Genomic DNA, 23,929 nt, shown 5'->3' with positions numbered 1-23,929 from the left:
CACCAATGCGGGGTCCCGTCCCGCTGCATGTGGGGTCCCGTCCCCCGGCAGGGACCCCACAAGCGCGGGGACATGACCCCGCAACCGGCGCAGGCGCACGACGGCGCGTCCCCCACCCGAGTGGGGGACGCGCCGTCGGCCGCTTCGCCCGCCAGTAGAATCGAGCCCGTGACCAGCAACGTGAGCAGCCCTTCCAGCACGCCCGCCGACGCGCCATCGGCCGATTCCATGGCCGCCATCGACCTCTCCGCCTCCTTCAAGGCGTACGACGTCCGCGGGATCGTGGGCGAGACGATCGACGCGACGATCGTCGAGGCGGTCGGCGCCGCCTTCGTGGACGTCCTCGGCCTTGCGGGGCGGGACGTCCTCGTGGGCGGTGACATGCGCCCCTCATCGCCCGAGTTCATCGCCGCGTTCGCCAAGGGCGCGGCCGCCCGCGGCGGGAAGGTCGAGACCCTCGGCCTCATCTCGACCGACGAGCTCTACTACGCGTGCGGCGCCCTCGACGCGGCAGGCGCGACGTTCACTGCGAGCCACAACCCGGCCCAGTACAACGGCATCAAGATGGCCAAGGCCGGCGCGCAGCCCGTCTCCTCGGAGAGCGGGCTCGCGGAGATCCAGGCTGCCGCGGAGGCGTACCTGGCCGCCGGCGTGATCGAGCCGGTCGGGGAGCCCGGCCGGATCGCCGAGCGGGACGTGCTCCGCGACTACGCCGAGTACCTCCGCTCGCTCGTGGACCTGAGCGGGATCCGCCCGCTCAAGGTCGTGGTGGACGCCGGCAACGGCATGGCCGGCCTCACCACCCCGGCCGTCCTCGGCGACCAGATCCTCCCCGGCCTGCCGCTGGAGATCGTCCCGCTCTACTTCGAGCTGGACGGCACGTTCCCCAACCACCCGGCCAACCCGCTCGAGCCGGAGAACCTGCGGGACCTGCAGGCCGCCGTCGTGCGCCACGGTGCGGACATCGGCCTCGCGTTCGACGGAGACGCGGACCGCTGCTTCGTCATCGACGAGAAGGGCGAGCCCGTCTCGCCGTCGGCGATCACGGGCCTCGTGGCGCGGCGCGAGATCGCCCGCGCGAGGGCCGCGGGCGAGGACCACCCCGTCATCATCCACAACCTCATCACCTCCCGCGCCGTCCCGGAGCTCGTGGTGCACGACGGCGGTCGGCCGGTCCGCACCCGCGTGGGCCACTCGTTCATCAAGGCCGTCATGGCCGAAGAGGGCGCGGTGTTCGGCGGCGAGCACTCGGCGCACTACTACTTCCGCGACTTCTGGAACGCTGACACGGGCATGCTCGCGGCGATGCACGTCCTCGCGGCCCTCGGCGGCCAGGAGCTGCCGCTGTCCGAGCTCGGCGCCGAGTACGAGCCCTACGTCTCCTCGGGCGAGCTGAACTCAGAGGTCGAGGACAAGGCCGCTGCGGTGGCGCGGGTGCGCGAGGAGTTCGAGGGCGACGACGTGGCGATCGACGAGCTCGACGGCACCACGTTCTCCGCCGCGGACGGCTCGTGGTGGTTCAACCTGCGCCCGTCCAACACCGAGCCGTTCCTGCGCTTCAACGGCGAGGCGAAGGACCGCGCGACCCTCGAGTCGCTGCGGGACAACGTGCTCGCGATCGTGCGCGCATGAGCGGCGCGGGGACGGACGGCGGCGCGGCCGGCACGGAGGACGCCGCAGCCGGCGGGGTGGACCCGGCGGCGGACCTTCGCGAGGTGCTCGGCACGGCGCTCGGGCTCGCCCAGGAGCATCTCGAGCAGAACGGCGGCTTCCTGCCGTTCGGCGTCACGCTCGCGCACGACGGCGAGCTGCGGCTTGTCATGGTGGCCCCGCCTGAGGCGGGGGCCGGCGGGGACATCGACGCGGACGCGATGATGGCCGACGTCCTCGAGCTCCTGCGCCAGAACCGCGCGGACTGCCGTGCCGTGGCCTTCGCCTCGGACGTCCACCTGCCCGAGCACGGCGCCGGTGGCGCTGACGGCATCCACGCGGCCGCCGAGCATGCGGCAGGCGGGGTGATGGCCGCCGTCGTGCCCTACGGAAAGACGGACGCGGGCTTCGCCTTCAGCCCGCTCGAGCCGGATGGGCACGAGCCCGAGGTCTTCACCGACTGAGCCCCCGCGGGTGCGCCCAGCCGGTCCGGGCGGGCGGCGCGTAGACTTGAACGCATGCGCATGACAGCCTTCGAGGACGTGAGCCTGCGCGCCCTCATGCTGCTGTGCGCGAATGACACGGGCTTCCCGCTCGCCACCCGCACGATCGCCGACGGGATCGGAACCCCGTACAACCACGTGAGCAAGGCCGTCCTGAAGCTGCGCGAGCTCGGCTTCGTCGAGGCGACGCGGGGCCGCGCCGGCGGCGTCCAGGTCAGCGAGGCCGGTCGGCGCGCGAGCGTCGGTGACGTGCTGCGGGCCCTTGACACGCGCGAGGACCTCGCCGACTGCGAGACCCCGAACGGCGATTGCCCCCTTCGCCACCAGTGCACCCTGCGCGGGGCTCTGCGGCGCGCGCGGGAGGCCTTCTACCAGGCCCTCGACAGCGTGACCGTGAGCTCGCTCCCCCATGAGGGCCAGATGGGCCCCGTGCTCGTCCAGATCGGCGTGCGCCCGCCCGCGTGACGCTGGGGAGCCTCTCAATTTGCCATTTTCTACGCAGCGTAGAAGACTGACGTTAATTCGGCATGAGAAATGTCGAATAACCACCAGTTGAGGAGTCGACATGCTCTCGGACACCGCGCGTCCCGTCATCGAAGCCACCCTCCCCCTCGTGGGGAGCCGGATCGGGGAGATCACCCCGGTCTTCTACCAGAAGCTCTTCGCCGCGCACCCCGAGCTCCTCAACGGCGTGTTCTCCCGCGCCAACCAGGCCAACGGACAGCAGCGCCAGGCCCTCGCCGGATCCATCGCGGCGTTCGCGACGCACCTCGTGCAGAACCCCGGGACGCTCCCCGAGGCCGTGCTGAGCCGGATCGCCCACAAGCACGCCTCCCTCGGCATCACCGAGGACCAGTACCAGATCGTGTACAGGTACCTCTTCGAGGCGATCGCGGAGGACCTCGCCGAGGTCATCACCCCCGAGATCGCCCAGGCCTGGACCGAGGTGTACTGGCTCATGGCGGACGCGCTCATCAAGATCGAGAAGGGCCTCTACGCCAAGCAGGCCAACAGCGCCATGTGGTCCCCGTGGAAGATCGTCGAGAAGACCCCGGCGAGCCCCACCACCATGACCTTCGTCTTCGAGCCCGCGGACGCCACCGCCGTGACGCCCGGCGAGCCCGGCCAGTACGTCTCCGTCCGCGTCCCCGTCTCGGACGGCCTCCTCCAGGCCCGCCAGTACACGCTCTCGGCAGACGCCGAGTCCACACAGCGCCGCGTCATCACGACCAAGCTCACCGACGGCGGCGAGGTCTCGCCGGTCATGCACGAGGAGTACGGCGTGGGCGACGTCGTCGAGCTCTCCAACCCGTACGGCGACGTGACCCTGGACGGCGGCGACGAGCCGATCGTGCTCGCCACGGCCGGGATCGGCTGCACGCCGAGCGCCTCCATCCTGCGGACTCTGGCCAACAGCGGCTCCGGCCGCAGGGTGCTGGCCCTCCACGCCGACCGCAGCCTCGACACGTGGGCCCTCTACGGCCAGATGCTCGGGGACGTCGAGAGGATCAGCGACGCCGAGCTGCACGTGTGGCTCGAGCAGCCGCAGTCCGAGCCCGCAGGCGTCGGAGCGGGCGCGCCGGCCGGCGTGGCCACCCGCGAGGGCTTCATGAACCTGGACGATGTGGAGCTGCCCGCCGACGCGAACCTGTACCTCTGCGGGCCGCTGCCGTTCATGCAGAAGATCCGCTCGCAGGCGATCGCGAAGGGCATCCCCGCCACGAAGATCCACTACGAGGTCTTCGGCCCGGACCTCTGGATCGCCTCGGCCAACTAGCCGGCACCCGGCAGTCCAGACCGCACGGCGCGCACGGCACGGGCCGCCGCCCCGACCACGGAAGGCATCGGGGCGGCGGCCCGCCGTCATGTCCCCCGCAGCGTCAGTTGGCGGCGGTGAAGAACGTCCCGCGGAACCGGGGCTCCTCGAGCTCGTCGAGGAGCGCGACGGCGTAGTCCTGGCTCGAGATCGAGTCGCCCGCAGCGGGGACCCCCACCGCGGTCGTGTACCTGCCGGTCCGCTCGCCCGGCGCGATGACCGCTGCCGGAGCCTGGCCAGTCACGTCGAGCCCCGAGTCGCGCAGCGCCTCGTACGCGGCCCACGCGGCGTCCGACTCGCCCTTGTACTCCGGCGGGAATCCGGAGGTGTCCTTGATCTGCGTGCCGTCCGGCGTCCTGAGGCCGCCGAACCCGCCGACCATGTAGATGCGGGCCTGTGTGGGCACTCCGGCGACCGCGCGGTGAGCCTCGATGTACGGCTCGCGCGGCCCGCCGGTGCGGTCCGGCGAGGTCGCGAGCACGACGGCGTCGCTCGCCGCCGCGACCTCGCGGTAGGCATCGAGGTCGGCCAGGTCCGCGGAGCGCACGACGGCGGCACCCTCCACCGGGGCGCCCTTGCGGCTGATGGCGGTGACCTCGTGCCCGCGGCGCGCTGCCTCGGCGACGATCTGGCTCCCCACCATGCCGGTGGCTCCGTAGACGGCGATCTTCATGAGGACTCCTTAAGTTGAAGTGACAACTGTCTGCAACGTCGCGCGCACGCAGGTATTCCCCGCACCAGGCAACGGCGGCGAGGTTCAGGGCCTCGTGAGGAGCGGCACCACGACCTCGTCCACGATCGCTTCGAGGAACGCGGCATCCAGCCCGCCCGCGCCGAGCAGGAACCGCTGCCTCATGACCGCAGGCCCCGCCTCGAGCCTGGTCTCGGTGAGGCACGACGCCGGGCATTCGCCCCGCGCCGCGGCCCGCTCGGCGACCGTGCGCATCATCGCGAGCGCGCTCCCGCGGCTGAGCGCGGCGATCCGGTCCGGGTCGGGGTCCCGCAGGGCCTCGCCGAGGACGCCGCGCAGCGCGGCCCCGACCGGTCCTCGGAGCTGCTCTGCTGCGAGGCCCAGGACCGCGAGCGCGTCCTCGCGCAGGGACCCGCGGTCGGGGATCGCGCCGGGGCCCGGCATGGCGTCCCGGACAGCGTCCATGGCGAGTGCGGGCACCCCGTCCCAGCGCCGGTAGAGGCTCGCCTTCCCGGTGCGCGCCCGCGCGGCGACCCGCTCCATGGTCAGTCCCGCATAGCCGTCCTCCTCGACGAGAGCGAGCACGGCCTCGAAGATGGCCCGGTTCAGGGCCTCGCCGCGGCGGCGGGGAAGGCTGCGGTGGTCCACGGTCACGCTCCACCCCCCGCACGCACGGTCCCGGCGGCCCCGTCCACCAGGACCTCCTGCCCATCGCGGAGCACAGAGGTGCCGCGCACTGTCCCCATGACGGCCGGGATGCCGTACTCGCGCGCGACGATGGCTGCGTGGGACCCCACGCCACCGGTGTCCACCACCACGGCGGCCGCGCGCTGGAAGAGCGGCGTCCAGGACGGGTTCGTGTAGGGGCACACGAGCACCTCGCCCGCGCGCAGCGTGCCGAAGTCGGCGGGGCCGCGGACCACGCGCACCCGCCCGGCGGCCGTCCCCCTGCTCGCGGGGGTTCCCGTGAGCAGGGCGCCGTCCTCCTCGCGCCGGTGCGGGAAGAGGAGCTCGGGCGCGAGCAGCGGCACGCCCTCGAGGCTCCGGCGCTTCGCCGCCCTGGCCTCGACGAGCGGACGGTACCGCTCTCCCACCCACGCGGGCAGCGCCCCGCCGTCGGGCGGCGCATCCGGCACGGCGGCGAGCTCGTCGAGCCGCAGGTGCCACACGTCCTCGGCGGCGTCGAGGACCCCAGCTTCCGCGAGCCGGCGCCCGAGCTCGTTCAGCGCCGCACGCAGGGGCGGGAGGGCCTTCGTCGCGTAGAAATGCGAGTCCTCGCGGAACCCCATCCCCGCACGCGCGCCCTCCACCGCCTCGACGGCCGCGCGGCGGAGCGGCCCGGAGCGCAGCAGCGGGTGGGCGAGGAGCTCGGCGAGGGCGGCGCCGGTCTGGTCCGCGGGCTCGGGGCGGCGCCCGCGCAGGGAGCGGATGATCCCGAGGACCGTCTCGGGGGCGTCGCGCCACGTGGGCGCGCTGCTGAGGAGCACGCTCACGGTCTCGCGGTTCCCGTACTCGGCCAGGAACGCGTCGAGCTGCCCGGCGAAGTCCGCGAACCGGCCGTCCGCCCGGATCCGGGCGAGCGCCTCGGCCGGCGTCCCGGCGTCGACTGCCCGCGCGAGCTCGGGGTCGCCCTCGGAGAGGGAGGCGAGCCGCTCGAGGGCCGCGTTGGCGTGGCTCGTGCGGGTCTCCGCGCCGGCCACGAGCGCCGATCCGAGCCGCGCGCGGCCGAGCAGGGCGAGCATGAGCCGCAGCCGGCCCTGCGGGAGGAAGGCCCCGGGCAGGTAGGAGACGCGCAGGTCCGTGACGCGCGCCAGCGCCTCGAAGGCCCCGTGGACCGTCGCGACCACCCCGCTCCACGGCAGGGATGCGAGGTCCGTGGCCTCGAGCCGGCGGATCTCCTCGAGGAACGCCGCGAAGCGCGGATCCTCCCTCCAGCGCCGCACGTCATAGCGCCGCACCCTGCGCGCCACCGAGAGGGGCGCACCGAGGACGCGCCACGTGGGCCGCGGCACCGGGGGCACGAGCTGGACCACGACCCCATCCTCCTCGGGGAGAACCTCCGCCATGGACGGGAACCGGACTCCGAGGCTTCCGGCCATGCGGCGGAGCATCGCCTCGATGCCCTTCTCGATCCACCCCGAGACGTCGAGCGGGTAGGGGCGCTCCTGGAACATCTCGAGGAAGAATGGGCCCACGAGCCGCTGGAACGGGATCAGGCGCGGAGGCTGGGGGCCGAGGCCCGTGAGGGGGCGCGACTGGACGAGCCAGACGGCGCCGTCCGCGATCGCCCACTCGAGGTCCTGGGGCCGGCCGAAGTGGTCCTGTGCACGCCGGGCGAGCGCCGCGAGCCCGCTGAGCTGTGCCTCCGTGAGGAGGGGCGTGCGCGTCGGGCCGGACGCGCCGGTGGGGCTGGGCGCGCGCGTCGGGCCGGGCGCGGCGGTGGGGCTGGGCGCGGCGGTGGGGCTGGGCGCGGCGGGCGGGCTCCCGGCGTCGTCCGTCTCCTCCGCCTCCTCCGCGTCCCGGCGTACGACGACGGTGCCTCCTCCCGCGGCGGGGCCCACCACGGCCTCTCCCCCGGATGCGGTGCGGGACCGGACACGGCCGTGCCGGTCGAGCACGATGTGCTCGGGCGTCACGAGGCCCGAGACGACCGCCTCGCCCAGCCCGCTCCCGGCGTCCACGACGACCTCGGAGCGCTCCCCCGTGACCGGGTTGGCGCTGAACATGACCCCCGCGACGTCCGCGGGAACGAGCCGCTGGACGACCACGGCGATGCCCACCCCCGCAGGGTCCACCCCGACCCGGGCGCGGTAGGCGACCGCCCGCTCGGTCCACAGGGAGCCCCAGCAGCGCCGGACGGCGTCGAGGACCCCGGCCTCGCCGATGACGTTGAGGAAGGTGTCCTGCTGGCCGGCGAAGGCAGCGCCGGCGAGGTCCTCCGCCGTCGCGCTCGAGCGCACCGCCACTGGGCCGGCGCCCAGCTCGCGGTAGGCCGAGGCGATCGCGAGGGCGACGCGCTCGGGCAGGGGCGCCGCCTCGACGAGGGCCCTGCGGCGCTCGGCGGGCGCGGACTGGACCCCGGGGACAGCGGCCGTGTGGGCCTCGTACGCGGCGGTCGTGACGACGAATCCGGCCGGCACGGGGAATCCTCCGCGCACGAGCTCGCCGAGATTGGCGCCCTTCCCGCCCGCGAGGGCGCGGTCTCCCGCGCCCAGCCGCGTGAGCGGGACAGTCAGCGGCACGACGGTGCCGGGGCCCGGCGCATCAGGGGCGGTCGTCGGAGGGGCTTTGTCCATGGTGTCCTCGCTGGGTGGTCTCGGGGGCGGTGCCGCTGAATCCGGTGTTCTCCGGTGCGGTGTTCTGGGGCTCGGTGTTCTCGGGCACGGGGTTCTCGGGCTGGGCGCTTCCCGGCTGGGCGCTCTCGCCCGTGCCGCCATCAGCGAAGGCCTCGGTGCGCAGGGGCCGGTCGGGCAGCAGGAGTGCCAGGACGGCCGCGAGGCCCAAGAGGACCGCGGGCAGGAGCAGGACGGAGGTGAGCGCTCCGCCGTAGGCTGCGGCGACGTCCGCGGCGGCGCCCCGCGGGAGCCCGGCGATCGCCGCCGGGCCGAGGGCCCCGGACCGGTCCCCGAGGACTGCGGCGGCCTCGGCCGGGAGCCGGGCCCTGAATCCCGCCGTGACCGCGGCACCGACCAGTGCCACGCCGGCCGCCGCGCCCACCTGCCGCACGAACGCGACCGCGGATGTCGCGACACCGAGGGTCTCGCGGGTCGCGGCATTCTGGCCGATCATGACGAGGACCTGCATCGTGAACCCGATCCCGAGCCCCACGAGCACGAGCCCGCCGAGGGCCGCCGCGAGCCCGCCGCCTGTCCCGGCCACCGCGATCAGGGCGAGCCCCCCGCCCGCGGTGAGCGTCCCGATCCGGGGGAACACCCGGTAGCGCCCGGTGCGCGCGATGAGCACTCCCGAGCCGACCGCCGTCGTCAGCAGCGCGGCGACCAGGAGCACGAGGACCGCGCCGGACTGCGTTGCGGACAGGCCGAGGGCTATCTGGAGGTACGCGGGCACGTACGCGATCACGGAGAACATCGCGAAGCCCACGAGGAAGCTCATCGCGACAGCGAGGGAGAACGACCTGTCCCGCACGAGCTCCCACGGGAATCCCTTCCTGCCGCGCAGCACGGGCGGGAGGCGGATCCCGCGGAGGACCGCGACGAACGCGAGCACCGCGAGGGGGACGTAGCCGACGAAGATCCAGCGCCACGAGGCCGCGTCCACGATTGCCCCGCCGAGCACGGGTCCCGTGACGGCCGCCGCCATGAAGGCCACGCCGATGACGGCGAGGTAGCGGCCGCGCTCGCGCGGGCTCACGAGCTCGCCGATGACGGCCTGCGCCCCGATCATGAGCACGCCGCCCCCGACGCCCTGGACGGAGCGTGCGGCGATGAGGGTCCAGAGCTGGCCAGCGGCTGCGCACACGACGGCGCCGGCCAGGAACACGAGCACCCCGCCCGCGAGGACCCGTCGGTGGCCCAGCCTGTCTCCGAGGATTCCGGCCGCCGGCATGGCGACGGTGGCGGCGACGAGGTAGGCGGCGACGATGGCGGGCATGTGCTCGGGACCGCCGAGGTCCCCTGCCACGCTGGGCAGGGCCGCGGACATGGCGGTCTGGTCCACCGCGCCCAGGAACATGACGAGCAGCAGCGCCGGCAGCGCCCGCCGGACGGCCGGCGGAATGGGCTGGCCTCCCTCCATGCAACCACGCTACGCGCAGGTTTTAGAGAACTCAATGTGCTCTAAAGGCTGATTTCTCCCACGTGCCGGTCTGCCCGCCCGGCGCTCGCGGCCGCGGGCACAGCACGACGGCGGCGCCCCCACCCAGCCGGGGACGCCGCCGTCGTTCGGAGCTGCTACTTCTTGCCGCAGACACCGGCCTTGAAGCCGGGGTGCGGGTTGCCGTTCTGGCCCGGCACGCACTGCTGGTCGCCCGGGCCCGGGGGCTCGGCGAAGGCGGGTGCGGCCGCAGCAGCGGCTCCGAAGGTGAGTCCGGCCGCGAAAACGGCCGTCAGGATCGATCGCATGATGCTCTCCTCCTTGTTCGGTTTCCGAGACCATGCAGCACCGGGCAGCCAAGGCCGGGGGGTACCGCACCGGCACAGTCCGGACTCTTGAACCATGCCTCACTGACCGTTGGCCCACCCCGCAGGTTCCCCCGAGGCTACGGACCTCTTCAACCAGCTGTGGTGTCCCTTACCCCTGCGGAAACGGACCCAAACACCCAGATAACTCAGGCGAGGCGCGACTTGAGGCTCTCGAGCTCCGCCGTGAGGCTCTCGGGCAGCGATCCGCCGAAGCGCTCGAACCACTCCTCGAGGCCCGGGACCTCTGCCTTCCACTCCTCCGCATCGAAGCGGACGGCCTCCTGGACCTCGTCCTCGGTCATCCCGAGCCCGGTGAGGTCGAGGCTCGCCGGCGTCGGGACGAACCCGATCGGCGTCTCGACGGCGTCCGCGGCGCCCTCGATCCGCTCGATCGCCCACTTGAGGACGCGGGCGTTGTCCCCGAAGCCGGGCCAGGCGAAGCCGCCCTCGCGCGTGCGGCGGAACCAGTTCACGAGGAAGATCTTGGGCAGTCGGGCCGGGTTGGCCTTCGCCGAGACCCGGACCCAGTGGTTGAGGTAGTCCCCGGCGTCGTAGCCGATGAAGGGGAGCATGGCCATCGGGTCGCGCCGCACCACGCCGACCGCACCGGCGGCCGCCGCCGTGGTCTCGGAGGAGAGCGTGGCGCCGTAGAAGATGCCCTGGGCCCAGTCGCGGGACTGGGTGACCAGCGGGATCGTGGTCTTGCGGCGGCCGCCGAAGAGGATCGCGTGCACCTCGACGCCCTCCGGCGCGAAGTACTCGGGGGCGAGCATGTCGATCTGGTCGATCGGCGTGCAGAAGCGCGAGTTCGGGTGCGCGGCCGGGCGGCCGGAATCGGGCGTCCAGTCGTTGCCCTGCCAGTCGGTGAGGTGGGTGGGGACCTCCTCGGTCATGCCCTCCCACCACACGCCGCCGTCGTCGGTGAGCGCGACGTTCGTGAAGATGCTGTTGCCCTTGGCGATGGCGCGCATCGCGTTCGGGTTGGTGCCCCAGCCCGTGCCCGGTGCGACGCCGAAGAGGCCCGCCTCGGGGTTGACGGCACGGAGCTCGCCGTCCTTGCCGAAGCGCATCCACGTGATGTCGTCGCCGAGGGTCTCGACCTTCCAGCCCTCGATCGTCGGGTCCAGAAGCGCGAGGTTGGTCTTGCCGCACGCGGACGGGAAGGCCGCCGCGACGTTGTAGACCCTGTTCTCCGGGCTCGTGAGCTTGAGGATGAGCATGTGCTCGGCGAGCCACCCCTCGTCTCGCGCCATGACGGACGCGATGCGCAGGGCGTAGCACTTCTTCCCGAGCAGGGCGTTGCCGCCGTAGCCCGAGCCGTAGGAGACGATGGAGCGCTCCTCGGGGAAGTGCACAATCCACTTCTCCGGGTTGCACGGCCACGGCACGTCCTCCTGGCCGGGCTCGAGCGGGGCGCCCACGGAGTGGAGGGCGGGCACGAAGAAGGCGCCCGTCTCCTCGATCCTCTCCAGCACATCAGTGCCGATGCGGGCCATGACGCGCATCGAGGCGACGACGTACGCGGAGTCGGTGATCTCGACGCCGAACTTGGGGTCCTCGGCGTCAAGGTGCCCCATGACGAAGGGGATCACGTACATGGTGCGCCCGCGCATGGAGCCGTCGAAGAGCTCGGCGAGCTTGCCCTTCATGGTCGCCGGCTCCATCCAGTTGTTGGTGAAGCCTGCATCCCGCTCGTTCTCCGAGCAGATGAAGGTCTGTTCCTCGACGCGGGCCACATCGGCCGGGTCGGAGAACGCGGCGAAGGAGTTCGGGAAGAGCTCCGGGTTGAGGCGCGTGAGGGTGCCGGCGGCGACGAGCTCGTCGGTCAGCGTGCGGTACTCCGCCTCCGAACCGTTGACCCAGTGGATTCGCTCGGGCTTGGTCAGCTCGGCAACTTCCTCGACCCAGGAGAGCAGCGGCTCGTACGTGGTGGGGGCTTCCGCAAGCAGCGGCAGACGAGTATCGCCCATGTCATACTCCTTCGATCGGGTCGGCGTGTCATTCCATGCTAGGGAAGGTGGTCTGGACCACTGAGGACCTTTTCCCCTTGAGATGAGAGCATCCATCTCATAAACCCGGGTTTTTGGGCCGATCTGTGACTAAAACGCGACTTTGAGTGACCAAGGTCACATAGACCGGTCTAGTTCGCCGGTCGAAAGATGACGCCTGACGCCCCAGGAACGGGGCCGGAGCTCGCGAGGAGGCCGATTTGGAACTGGGCTTGAGTTCGCGTAAAGTTATTCGAGGCCGAGCGGGGCGGGAACGCCTCGGAAGGCCTGGCAAGCGCCCATAGCTCAGCTGGATAGAGCGTCTGTCTACGGAACAGAAGGTCAGGGGTTCGAATCCCTTTGGGCGCACCACCCACGAAGGGCCCGGTCGGAAGACCGGGCCCTTCGTCGTGGGCCCGCTTCGTGGCGCCTGCAGCCACGCGCTGGCTCGCGGGGCTCGGGCCGCCCCTATCCCCGTGAGCTCGTGGTCCTGCACCTGCCCAGCCGTCCCACCGCCAGGCCGCCGAGGCCCCGGGTCCACCCGTCCGAGGGCCTTCCGCGCGTCGTCTAGCATCGTGGGGTGGACAGCGACTTTGACGTCATTGTGATCGGCGGCGGCGCCGCGGGCGAGAACGCCGCGGAGCGCGCGGTCAAGGGCGGCCTCACGGCGGCCATCGTGGAAAGCGGCCTCGTGGGCGGCGCGTGCTCCTACTGGGCCTGCCAGCCGTCCAAGGCGCTCCTCCGCCCCGGCACCGCCCTCCGCGCGGCCCGGACCGTGCCCGGAGCACGCGAGGCCGTCACGGGCTCCCTCGACGTCAGCGCCGTCCTCGCCCGCCGTGACCAGGCCGCAGGCCACTGGGATGACACCGCCCAGGCCGAATGGGCCGACCAGGCCGGCATCACGCTCGTCCGGGGCCGCGCCCGGCTCTCAGGCTCCCGCGGGATCGTGGTGACCACGGCGGAGGGCGCCTCCTCGAACCTCACCGCGCGGACCGCCGTCGTGCTCGCCACCGGTTCGGTGCCGGCGCTGCCGAAGCTCGCGGGCCTGCCGGACGTCTCCTTCTGGACCACCGCGGACGCGACGAGCGCGCGCGAGGTCCCCGTGAGCCTGGTCGTGCTCGGCGGCGGTGTGGCCGGCACCGAGCTCGCCCAGGCCTTCGCGCGCCTCGGCACCGCGGTCACCGTCGTGGCCCGCGGCCCCCTCCTGCCTGCTTTCCCCGAGGACGCCCGCGCGCTCGTGGCCGCCGGGCTGGCGGCGGACGGCGTCGAGGTCCTCGAGGGCGCCTCGGCGGAGCTCGTGGAGGCGGCGGACGACGGCGGGGTGCGGCTCACGCTGGACGGCGGCCGCACGCTCGAGGCGGCGCGCCTGCTCGTCGCGACGGGCCGGCGCCCCGCGCTCGACGGGCTCGGGCTGCCGGCGTTCGGGATCGAGCCCGTCTCCCTGCGGGCCGACACGACCGGACGCGTGAACGGGCTCTCCTGGCTGTACGCGGTAGGCGACTGCGCAGGCGGCCCGAAGCTCACGCATCAGGGCAAGTACCAGGCGCGCATCACCGGCGATGCGATCGTGGCCCGCGCCCGTGGCGAGCTCGGTGCCGCGGAGACCCCTGCCGCGTGGAGCGCATGGGCCCGCACCGCGGACATCCTGGCCGTCCCGCAGGCGGTGTTCACCGACCCGGAACTGGCCCGCGTGGGGATGACCGAGGTGGAGGCGTGGGAGGCCGGGCTGCGCGTGCGTGCCGTGGCCCTGCCCATCAATGTCGCGGCCGCCTCCCTCCACGGGGAGGACTACGAGGGCTGGGCGCAGATCCTCGTGGACGAGGACACGCGGACCATTGTGGGCGCGTGCTTCGCGGGACCGGACGTCGCCGAGCTCCTGCACGCCGCCACGATCGCGATTGCGGGCGAGGTGCCCTTGGACCGGCTGTGGCATGCGGTCCCGGCGTTCCCCACCCTCTCCGAGGTGTGGTTGCGGCTGCTCGAGGCCTACGGCCTCTAGGCGCCCTGCGGTGGGCGTCCTCGGGAGCCTTCGGCGACGCCGGCTCCGTGATGCCGTGCGGGAGGCACGCGACGTGCAGCACAGAAACGTCGGACTGCCCTGCCACACTTGAGCCATGGCTGCCCCGCCCCGTCCCCGCTTCCGCCCGCTGCGCCCCAGCGCCCGCGCCTCCCTCTGGAGCGCGGGAGCGACCGCCATCCTGGGATTCGTCACGTTCCTGACCCTGGATGCCGGATCCGCCACGCTCACGCTGGTCTCCGCCGGGGTGTTCGTGGCGTGCTCGCTCTACGCGGTCCTGGCCATGAGGCGCTACGTCGCGGCTGGGACTGCAGCGGCGGGCACGGCGCTCGCGCTGGGCGCCGGGCTCGCGTTCCTCCGGGTCCTCGGCATTGCATGGGACCAGAGCCCCGAGGCAGTCGCGACCGTCTCGACGCGGGACGCCGATCCCTACTTCCTCGGATCAGTCCTCGCCGTGTGCCTCACGCTCGCGGTGCTGTTCGCCGGCGCGGTGTGGCCGGAGCAGCGGGCCCTGCGCAGCACCCCGTCCCGCGCCCCGCGCGCGCCGCGGGCCAGAGCCGCCAGGGCACCGGGTCCCAAGAGCGCTGCCGCGCCGCGCCCCAGGACGGGGGTGGCCCCGCGCGCGTCCCGGCAGGGCACTGCGGCGGCCGCCCCGGCGCGCACGCGGGCGAACGCCCCGGTCAGTGCCGCTTCCCGCGGGGCACGGCGAAGCGGGTGAGGCGGGCGTCCTGGCCGTCCAGCTCGGCCCAGGGTCCCTCGACCTCGAGGACAGCGAGGCCCGCCGTCGGGAAGTGGCTCGCCGCGTCCATGTAGGCGTCCTGGTCGGAGTCGCGGGAGGCCAGGCGGAGGACGAGGTCCTGCACGCCGGGCATGTGGGCGATCACGAGCAGGGTGCGCACGGTCTCCGGCACATGGTTGACCACGGAGAGCATCCGCGCGGCGCTCGCGGCGTAGAGGCCGGTCTCGAGCTTGGGCGTGGGCGCCTTGTCGCCGAGCTGCTCGCACACCCACGTGCAGGTCTGCCGCGTGCGGAGCGCCACGGAGCAGAGGATGAAGTCCGGCACCACGCCGTGCTTGGCGAGCCACGCGCCCGCCGCCGGCGCGTCAGCGTGCCCGCGCTCGGCCAGCGGCCGGTCGATGTCATCCACCCCGAGCGGCCAGGCAGCCTTGGCGTGGCGGAGGACGACGAGGCGCTTGAGGTGGTGCTGGGTCACTCCCCCAGCCTACGGCGGCGTGGGGGCACAGCCTACGGCGGCGTGGGGGCACAGCCTACGGCGGCGTCCGGGCAGGTCGGCATCACCGGCCTTGTGAGCGCTGCCGCCGGGTCGGGCGGGGTGGGCTAGATCGAGTACTCCGGCGCGGCCCAGACCACGACCTCGGGGTGCTCGTAGAAGCGGTAGCCCTGGCCGCGCACCGTGCGGACGGTGTTGGCCAGGCGGCCGAGCTTGGAGCGCAGGCGGCGGATGTGCACGTCGATGGTGCGCTCGTTGGGGACTTCCTCGGCGTTCTTCCAGAGCCCGTCCAGCAGCTCGTCACGGCTCACGGTCCGGGTGCCGTTCTCGACAAGGTAGTTCAGGAGCTCGAATTCCTTGAAGGTCAGATTGAGTGTCTCGCCGTCGAGGTGGACCTCGCGGCGGGCCAGGTCGATGAGGACGCCGCTCGGGCGGGCGTCCTGCGGGGCGACCGGCTGGCGGGGCTCGGGGCGCTGCTGGCGCACCGAGGCAGTGGGATCGCCGAAGGTCGAGCGGACGACGTCCAGCGGGGTGCCCGGTGCACCGGCAGGGGCGACGGCGACGGCAGCGTAGGACTCGACGCCGGCGAGGAGGGTCTGGGCGTAGGCGCGGACCTCCTGGGCGATGCGCGCGACCGACGTGCCGGCTGCTGCCGCCTCCTGCTCGGACAGGCCCACGTAGAGCACGAAGCCGTGGGCCACATTGTCGGCCGGGACGGCTCGCACCGGCTCGGCGGAGGGGGCGATCACCGGCGTGGGCGCCGTGATGGGCGCGTAGTCGTGACCGGCGGCGCGCAGCGGCTGCGCTACACGGGCCGCGAAGGGCTGGCGTGCGGCGCCCTGCTGCGACTTCTGGGCATTGCGGACGGAGATGTGGACGTAGCCGGATGCAAGTGACATGGGATGCAGACCTCGTTCGTGACTAGCCGCCGCAGCGGCTTCGAATGCGGAGCGCAGGCGCCCGCGAAGGCGTAAGTGGGCCCGACGCTGGGCTATGGACGTGCGATTGCTGGGGTGGTGCAGTCAGCTCGACATTCGACAGCGGCACAGTGCGCGGCCAGCGGGTGAGCCGGCGGCGCGTTCTCGAGCGAAACGTGCTGCTGAGTCCTTGTTCACACACCGAGTGTGGCCCGTAACAATCCCTACAGGCAAGTAACAATGTCAGATTCGTCTCACATCGTGAGATTCGCAAAGGAGTTGTGATGAACCTCACGATTCGATAACTGGCTGATGTGAACCTCATTTTTCAGGGTTTTACCGACCGAATGGACGTTTATCGAAGATTATTCGGTCGACAGGCGCTCTTGATCCGACCCTCCGGGAGAGATCGCCGATCTCACAATTCGGACTTCACTGGACAAGCACGCCGCAGTCCCCCATTTCCGTTGGACAGGGGCTAGAGCATGCGGTAGGCACGCGGGGCGAATCTGCCGTTACCCAAATGTGACAAAGGGAGCCGTGGTCGGTACCGTGGAATGCATGCCCGCGCCACTGCGGGCTCCCCCGGGCCGTGCCCGCCGAGCTCTGCCGGCAGCCTGGGAGGACATGCAAGGCAGAGACGGAGGACCCCACACCCGGCCGCCCCGCACCCCCCAGCGAGTGCGGCCTCGGGGTGAAGCCCACGCCCCAGCGGCGGGGCCGGATGACTCTCATCCGAACCCGACAGCTAACTCCGCAGGCGCCACCGAGAGGCCCCCAGTGAGCAAGTCGACGTTCCGCGCTTCCGCGCGCCCCCACGGCCGCCGCCGTGCAGCTGCAACCACCCGCACCCCCCTCGCCCGCATCGCCGCGTCCATCTCGGACCCGAAGGCCCCCGGCGGCCGCCTCGGCCACCGCAGTGCTGTCGTGGCACTGTCGCTCGGACTCGTCGCAGTCGGCGGCGGCGCCGCCGCGACGACCGCCGGCGACCTCGGCCAGACTGCCTCAGTGGAGACGGCCCAGGCAGCCCTGCCTGCAGAGAACACAGCAGAGAACGCGGCGGCCCGGACCGCCGCGGAGCAGGCCAGCCTGCGCGAGGCCGCCGAGCGCATGAAGGCGGCCCGCGAGGCCAAGGCCGAGAAGGCCGAGGCCGCCAAGGCAGCCGCCGCCAAGGCCGCTGCCGCGAAGAAGGCCGCCGCCGCGAAGAAGGCCGCGGAAGCCAAGGCCGCCGCCGCCCGCCCCGTCAATGACCCGGCCGCGGCGAGGGCCTACGCGGCCAGCCGCCTCGCCGCCTACGGCTGGGGCCAGGACCAGATGAGCGCGCTCGAGACGCTCTGGACCAAGGAATCCGAGTGGCGCACGGACGCCACGAACCCCAGCAGCGGCGCCTACGGGATCGTCCAGGCCCTCCCCGCGGGCAAGATGGCCTCTGCCGGCGCTGACTGGCAGACCAACTTCCGGACGCAGATCGACTGGGGCCTGGACTACATCAAGGAGCGCTACGGCTCGCCGGCGAACGCGCTCGGCTTCCACTACGCCAACAACTGGTACTGAGCCGGCCTCCCTCCAGGGCTCGCGGCTCCCGCCGCCCGCCCGGGTGACCCACCGCGGCGCCGCCCGCCTCCCCCACGAGGCCGGCGGCGCCGTCGTGCGCTTCCGCCCCCGGCCACGCGCCGGCGCTAGGCTTGCCAGCACAGCCGGGCCTGCCCGCACAGCTGGCCCACAGCTGGGCCATAGGCCCGCCACGAGTGCACCCGGGAGGCTTGGACCCATGGAACGCCCCTTCTCCGTCTCCGACCTGCCGGCCATCACGCGCCCCGACGGCACTCCCATCCGCGCCCTCGTAGCGGACGACGAGCCGAGCCTCGCAGACCTCATGGGCATGGGCCTGCGCATGGCCGGGTGGACGGTCCGGACCGCGGGCGACGGCCCGAGCGCCGTCGCCGCCGCGCGGGACTTCCGTCCGGACGTCCTCGTCCTGGACGTCATGATGCCGGGGTTCGACGGCGTGGAGGCCCTCTCTCGGATCCGGCAGTTCCTCCCCGGGGTGCCTGCGCTCTTCCTCACGGCGAAGGACGCGCTCGAGGACCGCATCACGGGCCTCGCCGCTGGCGGGGACGACTACGTGACCAAGCCGTTCAGCATGGAGGAGGTCATGCTGCGCCTCCACCGCCTCGTGCAGCGCTCGGGCGTCGCGGCGCAGGACGACGCGGAGCTCGTGGTGGGAGACCTCGTCCTCAACACGGACACGCGGGAAGTGACCCGCGCCGGCGAGGACATCCAGCTCACGGCCACTCAGTTCGAGCTCCTCCGCTACCTCATGGAGAACCCCAGGCGGGTGGTCAGCAAGGCGCAGATCCTGGACCACGTGTGGCGCTACGACTTCGGCGGGCAGGCCAACATCGTGGAGCTGTACATCTCCTACCTGCGCAAGAAGATCGACGCCGGCCGCCCGCCGATGATCCATACCGTGCGCGGCGCCGGCTACGTCATCAAGCCGGCCGAGGGGTGAGCGGGGCTGTGGGCGCCGCCGTCGGCACGCCACGGCCCCGCCGCTGGCGGCATCCGGACACCTGGCATCTGCGCACCAAGCTCGTGCTCGCCACGATGCTCCTGCTCGTCACCGCCAGCTCCATCATCGGGACGCTGCTCTACGCCTCGATGGACTCGGTGCTCACGCGCCAGCTCGACTCGGAGCTCGCCGCCGCGAGCCATCGCGCCGCCCAGTTCGGCGGAGGCGGGGGGCTGCGCATGGACCCGCTCGACGCCCGGGGCCAGGGCGCCGGGACCCTCAATGCGCGCATCAGCGGAGGGGTGGTCCAGATCGGGGGGCTCATCTCCCCCGAGGGGGAGCGCCTCGAGCTGCAGGCGTTCGACGCCGTCACCCTCGCCTCGGTGCCCGTCTCCGGCACGCATGCCGACGCGTCCCGCTCGGGCCTGACGGACGAGGACGGGGGGCTCATTGCGGTGGAGCGCCGCCTCAGCGTGGGCGACTACCGCCTCGTCGCCGTGCGCACGGGGTACGGCGACACGATCGTCACGGGGCTCCCGCTCGCCCAGCAGCAGGCCACGCTCGGCTCACTCGTGGCCACGACGCTCCTCGTCTCCCTCGCGGGGCTCGTCCTCCTGGGCCTCGTCGGGACGTGGATCATCCGCCGGACGCTCGCGCCGCTCGAGGAGGTCTCGCGCGTCGCCGGGCAGGTGGCCCAGCTGCCTCTCGACGCCGGCGAAGTCGCCCTCGCGGTCAGGGTCCCGCCGTCGGCCGCGCACCCCGGGACCGATGTGGGCCAGGTGGGGCACGCGCTGAACCGGATGCTCGAGAACGTGGCCGGGGCGCTCGAGGCGCGGCAGGCCTCGGAGAAGCGGGTACGGCAGTTCGTCGCGGACGCCTCGCACGAGCTGCGCACGCCGCTCACGGCGATCCGCGGCTACACCGACATGGTGCGGCTCACCGAGACGCTCTCGCCCCAGGGCACGGAGTCGATCGCCCGGGTCGAGGCGCAGTCCCGGCGGATGGGGCGCCTCGTCGAGGACCTCCTCACGCTCGCACGGCTTGACGAGGGGCAGGCCCTCTCGGTGCGCCCGGTGGACGTCACGCAGCTGGTCATCGAGACGGTCACGGACCAGAAGGTGATCGGGCCGGACCACGTGTGGCGGCTCGAGCTGCCGGACGAGCCGCTCGAGGTCCGCGCAGACGCGCAGAAGCTGCACCAGGTCCTCGTGAACCTGCTTGCGAACGCCCGCACGCACACCCCGCCGGGGACGGTGGTGACGGCCGCCGCCGGAAGGGACCCGCGCGGGGGCGTGGTCATCACGGTCACGGACACGGGGCCGGGGATCCCCGACGAGCTGCGCACCACGGTGTTCTCGCGATTCGCGCGCGCGGACGCTGCCCGCTCGGGCACGTCCGGGGAGGGCTCCACCGGCCTGGGCCTCGCGATCGTCGAGGCGATCGTCGAGGCCCACGGCGGGAGCGTGGAGCTCACGTCGCGGCCGGGGCAGACGGTATTCGCGGTTCGCCTTCCGGGGTGAGGGCCGCCTCGCGCCGGCCGCTCGTCGCGAGGACGACGCCGGCCAGGACGAGGACAGCGCCGATCCCCAGCAGCGGGGTGAGCGGGTCGCCGTGCAGGGCGACCCCCAGCGCGAGGGCGACGACGGGATTGACGTACGCGATCGCCGTCGCCCGTGCGGGCCCCGCCTCGGCGATGAGCCGGAAGAAGAGGAGGAACGCGAAGGCCGTGCAGAGGAGCCCGAGGAGCACGAGCGAGCCTGTGGCCGTGAACGAGGGCGGATCGGCGGGCCACGTGGCCGCCGCGAAGGGGGCCGAGACCACGGCAGCGATGCTCAGGCACACCGCCGTGAGGGGCAGGGCGGGGACCTCGCGCAGCTTCACCGCCGCGATCTGGGGGGCCACGGCGTAGCCGACCGCCACGAGGACCATCTCCGCCACGGGCCACGGCCCGGAGGCCCTCATCCCGTCCCCGCCGAGGGCTGTGACGCCCGCCACGGCAAGGACGAGTCCGAGGATCCGCAGCCCGCCGATGCGCCGCTCGAGCCCGCTCACCCTTGCCGTCAGGAGAGCGAGCACCGGCGCGAACGCGATGAGCAGCCCGGCCAGCGAGCTCGTGATGTGCCGCTCGGCGTCGCTGAGGAGGAACCAGGGGCCAACCATCTCGATGAGCGCGAACGCGAGGACGGGCCACCGGTGCTCCCACAGCTTCCGCATCCCGCGCCACGCGAAGGGCAGGAGCACGACGGCGCCGATCGCCGTGCGCGCGAACACCACGACCGCTGGGCTCACCTCGTGGACGGCCTCGCGGATGAGGAGGTAGGGGGTGCCCCAGATGAGGCCCATGGCGATGAAGAGCACCCACGTGCGCCGGGTCACGCGGAGTTCCTGGAAGAAGTGCTGGAGTCCACCCACTCACGATAGGGCTGGGCGGTCGGGCCGGCGACCATTCGGTCTGGACCGAATCCCCGTGCCGCTCCAGAGAGGATCCAGGGGGCCGCGCAGAATTCTTCCGGGCCGCGTGACCTTTCCGCAGGGGGCATCGGTTGACCCCGTGTAAGGACGCCGCGATGGCGCCTTGAAACCGTCCCCACAGACCCCAGGAGCTTCCATGTCGCTGTTCACCGTCCTCGCCTCGAGCAAGATCGCTGCGAGCGCTGCCGCGCTCGGCGCCCTCACCGTCGGCGGCGTGGGCACCGCCGCCTACACCGGCTCCCTCCCCGCCCCCGCGCAGGAGATGGCCCACAGCCTCATCGGGGCTCCCGCCCCTGCCGTCGCCGAGGCCCAGGCCGAGGGCGAGTCCCGGGCCCAGGCGGCTCAGGCCTCGGCCGAGGAGCTCGCCGCCGACGCGCAGGCCAAGGGCACGTCCCAGCTGGACGCCGCGAAGGGCGAGGCCGAGCAGGCCCTCGCCGACGCCCGCGAGCTGGCCTCGAAGGCGGTCGGCAACGGGTCGGACCCGGCGAACCTGGACGTCCTTGGCCTCTGCACCGCCCACGCCAACGGTGGCCTCGACGCCGACTCGACCGCCTACCGCAGCCTCTCGGTCTCTGCCGAGGGCGAGGCCAACATCGCCGCGTACTGCGCCGATGTGACGGCCGAGGCCGCCGCCCAGGGCGCAGCCAGCGCCACGGGCTCGGTCGAGGCGCCGGACGCCCCGGCTGTCCCGGCTGTCCCGGCCGAGGATGCGCTCCCGAGCGCCCCGGCCCCGTCCCTGCCGGCCGTCCCGACCGAAGCCCCGTCCGGCCTCGCCGAGGGCGTCCGCTAGGCTGAACCCTTCGCGGGAGCCCGCCGCGGCGGGCTCCCGCGCACCACACCATCCCGGCCGGACTGCCGCGTGACGACGCGGAGGTGACAGGCCACAAGGAGGAACACGGGTTGACGACGCACGTTCAGGCCGGGCAGAGCGCCCCCGCCGACGAGCCCACCGACCTCACTGGGCTCTTCACCGCGGCCTACCGGGCCTACTCGCCGTCCGTCCGCGGATACCTCCGCGCCCGCGGAGTGGACGACCCCGATTCGGCGGCCCATGACGTCTTCCTGGCCCTCTACACCCGCATGGCCCCCGAGGACGGCGACCGCGGCCCCGGCGCCCGCCCCCGCCTCACAGGGGGGCTGGACGGCGCCAAGGCCCTGGCCTTCACGATCGCCCACGGCCGCGCCGTCGACCACCACCGCCGACGTTCCCGCACCCCCCACCTCGTGCCCCACGAGGCCGACGAGGATCCGCGCCGCGCACCCCTGACCCCGGAGGACGAGGCGCTCGAGGCGAGCGGCGTCGTCGCGCTCCTGGGCGGGCTCGCAGACGACCACCGCGAGGTCCTGCTGCTGCGGATCGTCGCGGACCTCTCGATCGAGCAGACCGCCGCCATCATGGAGCGGAGCACCGGGGCCGTCAAACAGCTCCAACGCCGGGCGCTCACCGCCCTCAGATCCCACGCGCTGACTTCAGAACTGAGCACACCATGAACGCCACACCGGACCCGGACGACCTCAGGGTCGTCGACGAGTTCCTCGCCGAGTGCGATGCCGACGACGCCGCGTCGATGCGCCCTGTGCTCGATGAGCTGCGCGCGCTGGCCCACAGCGGGCCCGTCGCGCCGAGCCGGGCGCTCAGGGCCCTCATGTCCCCGGATGTGGCCCTCATGTCCCAGGATGTGGACCGGGCCGCCGTGCCGACAGCAGCGCCGGTGCCCCAGTCCGCGGCGGCGGCTGCCGAGGCCGCCCTCCTGACTGCCGCTGCCGCCTCCGGGCCGGTGGAGACGGCGTCTGCCGTGACCGCACCACCGGCGCGTCACCCGGGCGAGGCGGGCGACGTCGTCGACCTTGCCCGGGCGCGCGAGCGCCGCCGCCGGCGCCGCGCCCCCCTGGCGGCCGCGGCCGTCGTCGCCGCCCTCGCCACGGGGACTGCCGCGGCGAGCGTTGCCGATCCGGGCCTGCGCGAGGGCATCAGCACGTCCCTCACCACGATCCTCGGCGCTGTCGCGGGAACCCCGGCCGAGCAGGCCCCGGCCCCCGCAGAGCCCGCAGCACCCCAGGAGTACACGGCTCCCGAACCGGGGACGACGGACGCACCGCAGCCAGCTCCCTCGCCCTCGGCGACGGACGGGGCGGTAGGCTCCCCCGCCCCCGCGCCGGTCGACAGCCTCGGCCAGCCCGTTCCCGTGCCGACCGCTCCGCAGGTCCCGCTGGGCCCGACCGCGCCTCCTGCAACTATGGACACCCCGCCGAGCCTGCCGGTGCCGTCCCTGCCCTCGCTCGTCGAGCCTCCCGAGGACCCGCTCACCGGCCGGTGAGCGGACGCGCCGGAGGCAGGAGCGCTACTTGGCGAGCCCGTAGAGCCTGTCGCCGGCGTCGCCGAGGCCGGGGACGATGTAGGCCTTCTCGTTGAGCCGCTCGTCGATCGAGGCGAGCACCACGGTCACGTTCGCGTCAGCAAGCTCCTCCTCGAGCTTGGCCAGGCCCTCGGGCGCGGCGAGGAGGCAGATGCACGTGACGTCGGAGGCGCCGCGGCGGAAGAGGAACTTGACGGCCTCGCGCAGGGTGCCGCCTGTGGCGAGCATCGGGTCGAGGACGAACACCTGGCGGCCCGTGAGGTCCTCGGGGAGCCGTTCGGCGTACGTGATGATGTCCAGGGTCTCCTCGTTGCGGGCCATGCCCAGGAAGCCCACCTCAGCGGTCGGCACGAGGCGTGTCATGCCCTCGAGCATGCCGAGGCCGGCGCGCAGGATCGGGACGACGAGGGGAGTCGGCTTGGTGAAGGCCGTGCCCACGGTGGTCGCGACCGGGGTCTGGATGGTGACGGGCTCGGTGCGGACGTCCCGCGTGGCCTCGTAGGCCAGAAGGGTCACGAGCTCCTCGGTGAGCTGGCGGAACACGGGGCTGGGGGTGTCACGGTCCCGCAGGACGGTCAGCTTGTGGGCAACGAGCGGGTGGTCCACGACGAGTGTGCGCATGGTGAAAAGCTA

22 protein-coding genes and 1 tRNA gene are annotated in these 23,929 nt (G+C 73.0%); 13 read left to right on the top strand and 10 right to left on the bottom strand.

What is annotated here, in order from left to right:
• The first annotated feature begins 228 nt into the window (after window positions 1-228).
• The 4 genes from ABCQ75_RS09940 (at window position 229) to ABCQ75_RS09925 (ending at window position 3,930) form a co-directional block, all read left to right on the top strand.
• Window positions 229-1,632, top strand: coding sequence for a phosphomannomutase/phosphoglucomutase (locus tag ABCQ75_RS09940; protein ID WP_345885283.1), 1,404 nt, complete (start codon window positions 229-231; stop codon window positions 1,630-1,632).
• Window positions 1,629-2,114 (top strand): hypothetical protein, encoded by a 486-nt coding sequence (locus tag ABCQ75_RS09935; RefSeq protein ID WP_345885171.1) that lies wholly within the window; start codon window positions 1,629-1,631, stop codon window positions 2,112-2,114. The genes ABCQ75_RS09940 and ABCQ75_RS09935 overlap by 4 nt, the downstream gene beginning before the upstream one ends.
• A gap of 54 nt (window positions 2,115-2,168) precedes the next feature.
• Window positions 2,169-2,618, top strand: a complete 450-nt coding sequence (locus ABCQ75_RS09930; protein WP_345885170.1) for an RrF2 family transcriptional regulator — start codon at window positions 2,169-2,171, stop codon at window positions 2,616-2,618.
• Window positions 2,619-2,718: 100 nt separating this feature from the next.
• Complete coding sequence (locus tag ABCQ75_RS09925; protein WP_345885169.1) at window positions 2,719-3,930, top strand: globin domain-containing protein; 1,212 nt, start codon at window positions 2,719-2,721, stop codon at window positions 3,928-3,930.
• Window positions 3,931-4,033: 103 nt separating this feature from the next.
• Here ABCQ75_RS09925 and ABCQ75_RS09920 read toward each other — a convergent pair whose 3' ends face one another.
• The 6 genes from ABCQ75_RS09920 to ABCQ75_RS09895 all read right to left on the bottom strand — a co-directional run bounded on the left by ABCQ75_RS09920 (window position 4,034) and on the right by ABCQ75_RS09895 (window position 11,771).
• Window positions 4,034-4,642, bottom strand: a complete 609-nt coding sequence (locus tag ABCQ75_RS09920) for an NAD(P)-dependent oxidoreductase (RefSeq protein WP_345885168.1) — start codon at window positions 4,640-4,642, stop codon at window positions 4,034-4,036.
• An 84-nt stretch (window positions 4,643-4,726) separates the two neighbouring features.
• On the bottom strand, window positions 4,727-5,308 hold the full coding sequence (locus ABCQ75_RS09915) for a TetR/AcrR family transcriptional regulator (RefSeq protein ID WP_345885167.1): 582 nt from the start codon (window positions 5,306-5,308) through the stop codon (window positions 4,727-4,729).
• A 2-nt stretch (window positions 5,309-5,310) separates the two neighbouring features.
• Complete coding sequence (locus tag ABCQ75_RS09910) at window positions 5,311-7,956, bottom strand: PEP/pyruvate-binding domain-containing protein (RefSeq protein ID WP_345885166.1); 2,646 nt, start codon at window positions 7,954-7,956, stop codon at window positions 5,311-5,313.
• Window positions 7,925-9,415, bottom strand: coding sequence for an MFS transporter (locus tag ABCQ75_RS09905; protein WP_345885165.1), 1,491 nt, complete (start codon window positions 9,413-9,415; stop codon window positions 7,925-7,927). The genes ABCQ75_RS09910 and ABCQ75_RS09905 overlap by 32 nt, the downstream gene beginning before the upstream one ends.
• Before the next feature lie 155 nt (window positions 9,416-9,570).
• Entirely contained in the window at window positions 9,571-9,741 is a 171-nt protein-coding gene (locus tag ABCQ75_RS09900; protein ID WP_345885163.1) for a hypothetical protein, read from the bottom strand.
• A gap of 206 nt (window positions 9,742-9,947) precedes the next feature.
• A complete protein-coding gene (locus ABCQ75_RS09895) occupies window positions 9,948-11,771 on the bottom strand; it encodes a phosphoenolpyruvate carboxykinase (GTP) (RefSeq protein WP_345885162.1) in 1,824 nt (607 codons plus the stop codon).
• Between the two features lie 313 nt (window positions 11,772-12,084).
• Between ABCQ75_RS09895 and ABCQ75_RS09890 the strand changes: the two genes are divergently transcribed.
• The 3 genes from ABCQ75_RS09890 (at window position 12,085) to ABCQ75_RS09880 (ending at window position 14,524) form a co-directional block, all read left to right on the top strand.
• A tRNA-Arg gene (locus ABCQ75_RS09890) sits at window positions 12,085-12,161 on the top strand.
• A gap of 208 nt (window positions 12,162-12,369) precedes the next feature.
• Complete coding sequence (locus ABCQ75_RS09885; protein ID WP_345885161.1) at window positions 12,370-13,788, top strand: dihydrolipoyl dehydrogenase family protein; 1,419 nt, start codon at window positions 12,370-12,372, stop codon at window positions 13,786-13,788.
• A gap of 115 nt (window positions 13,789-13,903) precedes the next feature.
• Window positions 13,904-14,524: a hypothetical protein gene (locus tag ABCQ75_RS09880; RefSeq protein WP_345885159.1), complete on the top strand. Its 621-nt coding sequence runs from the start codon at window positions 13,904-13,906 to the stop codon at window positions 14,522-14,524.
• On the opposite strand, the gene ABCQ75_RS09875 is transcribed toward ABCQ75_RS09880, so the two are convergent.
• Window positions 14,487-15,020 carry a SixA phosphatase family protein gene (locus ABCQ75_RS09875; protein WP_345885157.1) on the bottom strand — a complete coding sequence of 178 codons (534 nt, stop codon included), beginning with the start codon at window positions 15,018-15,020 and terminating at the stop codon, window positions 14,487-14,489. The genes ABCQ75_RS09880 and ABCQ75_RS09875 overlap by 38 nt on opposite strands.
• Window positions 15,021-15,145: 125 nt before the next feature.
• A complete protein-coding gene (locus ABCQ75_RS09870; RefSeq protein ID WP_345885156.1) occupies window positions 15,146-15,937 on the bottom strand; it encodes a winged helix-turn-helix domain-containing protein in 792 nt (263 codons plus the stop codon).
• Between the two features lie 798 nt (window positions 15,938-16,735).
• On the opposite strand from ABCQ75_RS09870, the gene ABCQ75_RS09865 reads away from it, so the two are divergent.
• The 3 genes from ABCQ75_RS09865 (at window position 16,736) to ABCQ75_RS09855 (ending at window position 19,987) form a co-directional block, all read left to right on the top strand.
• Window positions 16,736-17,509, top strand: a complete 774-nt coding sequence (locus tag ABCQ75_RS09865) for an aggregation-promoting factor C-terminal-like domain-containing protein (RefSeq protein WP_345885154.1) — start codon at window positions 16,736-16,738, stop codon at window positions 17,507-17,509.
• A gap of 217 nt (window positions 17,510-17,726) precedes the next feature.
• A complete protein-coding gene (locus tag ABCQ75_RS09860; protein ID WP_345885152.1) occupies window positions 17,727-18,467 on the top strand; it encodes a response regulator transcription factor in 741 nt (246 codons plus the stop codon).
• Entirely contained in the window at window positions 18,464-19,987 is a 1,524-nt protein-coding gene (locus ABCQ75_RS09855) for a sensor histidine kinase (protein ID WP_345885150.1), read from the top strand. Before ABCQ75_RS09860 ends, ABCQ75_RS09855 begins: the two co-directional genes overlap by 4 nt.
• On the opposite strand, the gene ABCQ75_RS09850 is transcribed toward ABCQ75_RS09855, so the two are convergent.
• The gene (locus ABCQ75_RS09850) at window positions 19,938-20,843 is read right to left on the bottom strand and encodes a DMT family transporter (protein ID WP_345885147.1); all 906 of its coding nucleotides are present in this window, start codon (window positions 20,841-20,843) and stop codon (window positions 19,938-19,940) included. The two genes, ABCQ75_RS09855 and ABCQ75_RS09850, sit on opposite strands and share 50 nt — an antisense overlap.
• A gap of 232 nt (window positions 20,844-21,075) precedes the next feature.
• Here ABCQ75_RS09850 and ABCQ75_RS09845 point away from each other — a divergent pair, with 232 nt between their 5' ends.
• The 3 genes from ABCQ75_RS09845 (at window position 21,076) to ABCQ75_RS09835 (ending at window position 23,257) form a co-directional block, all read left to right on the top strand.
• Entirely contained in the window at window positions 21,076-21,729 is a 654-nt protein-coding gene (locus ABCQ75_RS09845) for a protein tyrosine phosphatase (RefSeq protein ID WP_345885146.1), read from the top strand.
• A gap of 110 nt (window positions 21,730-21,839) precedes the next feature.
• Complete coding sequence (locus tag ABCQ75_RS09840; RefSeq protein WP_345885145.1) at window positions 21,840-22,430, top strand: RNA polymerase sigma factor; 591 nt, start codon at window positions 21,840-21,842, stop codon at window positions 22,428-22,430.
• Complete coding sequence (locus ABCQ75_RS09835) at window positions 22,427-23,257, top strand: hypothetical protein (RefSeq protein WP_345885144.1); 831 nt, start codon at window positions 22,427-22,429, stop codon at window positions 23,255-23,257. Before ABCQ75_RS09840 ends, ABCQ75_RS09835 begins: the two co-directional genes overlap by 4 nt.
• Before the next feature lie 24 nt (window positions 23,258-23,281).
• Here the strand turns inward: ABCQ75_RS09835 and upp are convergent, their stop codons facing one another.
• Window positions 23,282-23,917 carry a uracil phosphoribosyltransferase gene (upp, locus tag ABCQ75_RS09830; RefSeq protein WP_345885142.1) on the bottom strand — a complete coding sequence of 212 codons (636 nt, stop codon included), beginning with the start codon at window positions 23,915-23,917 and terminating at the stop codon, window positions 23,282-23,284.
• Between the last annotated feature and the right edge of the window lie 12 nt (window positions 23,918-23,929).

It is taken from the genome of Sinomonas halotolerans (assembly GCF_039615075.1).
Lineage (GTDB): Bacteria > Actinomycetota > Actinomycetes > Actinomycetales > Micrococcaceae > Sinomonas > Sinomonas halotolerans.
This window is presented reverse-complemented; position numbering and strand designations above follow the sequence as displayed.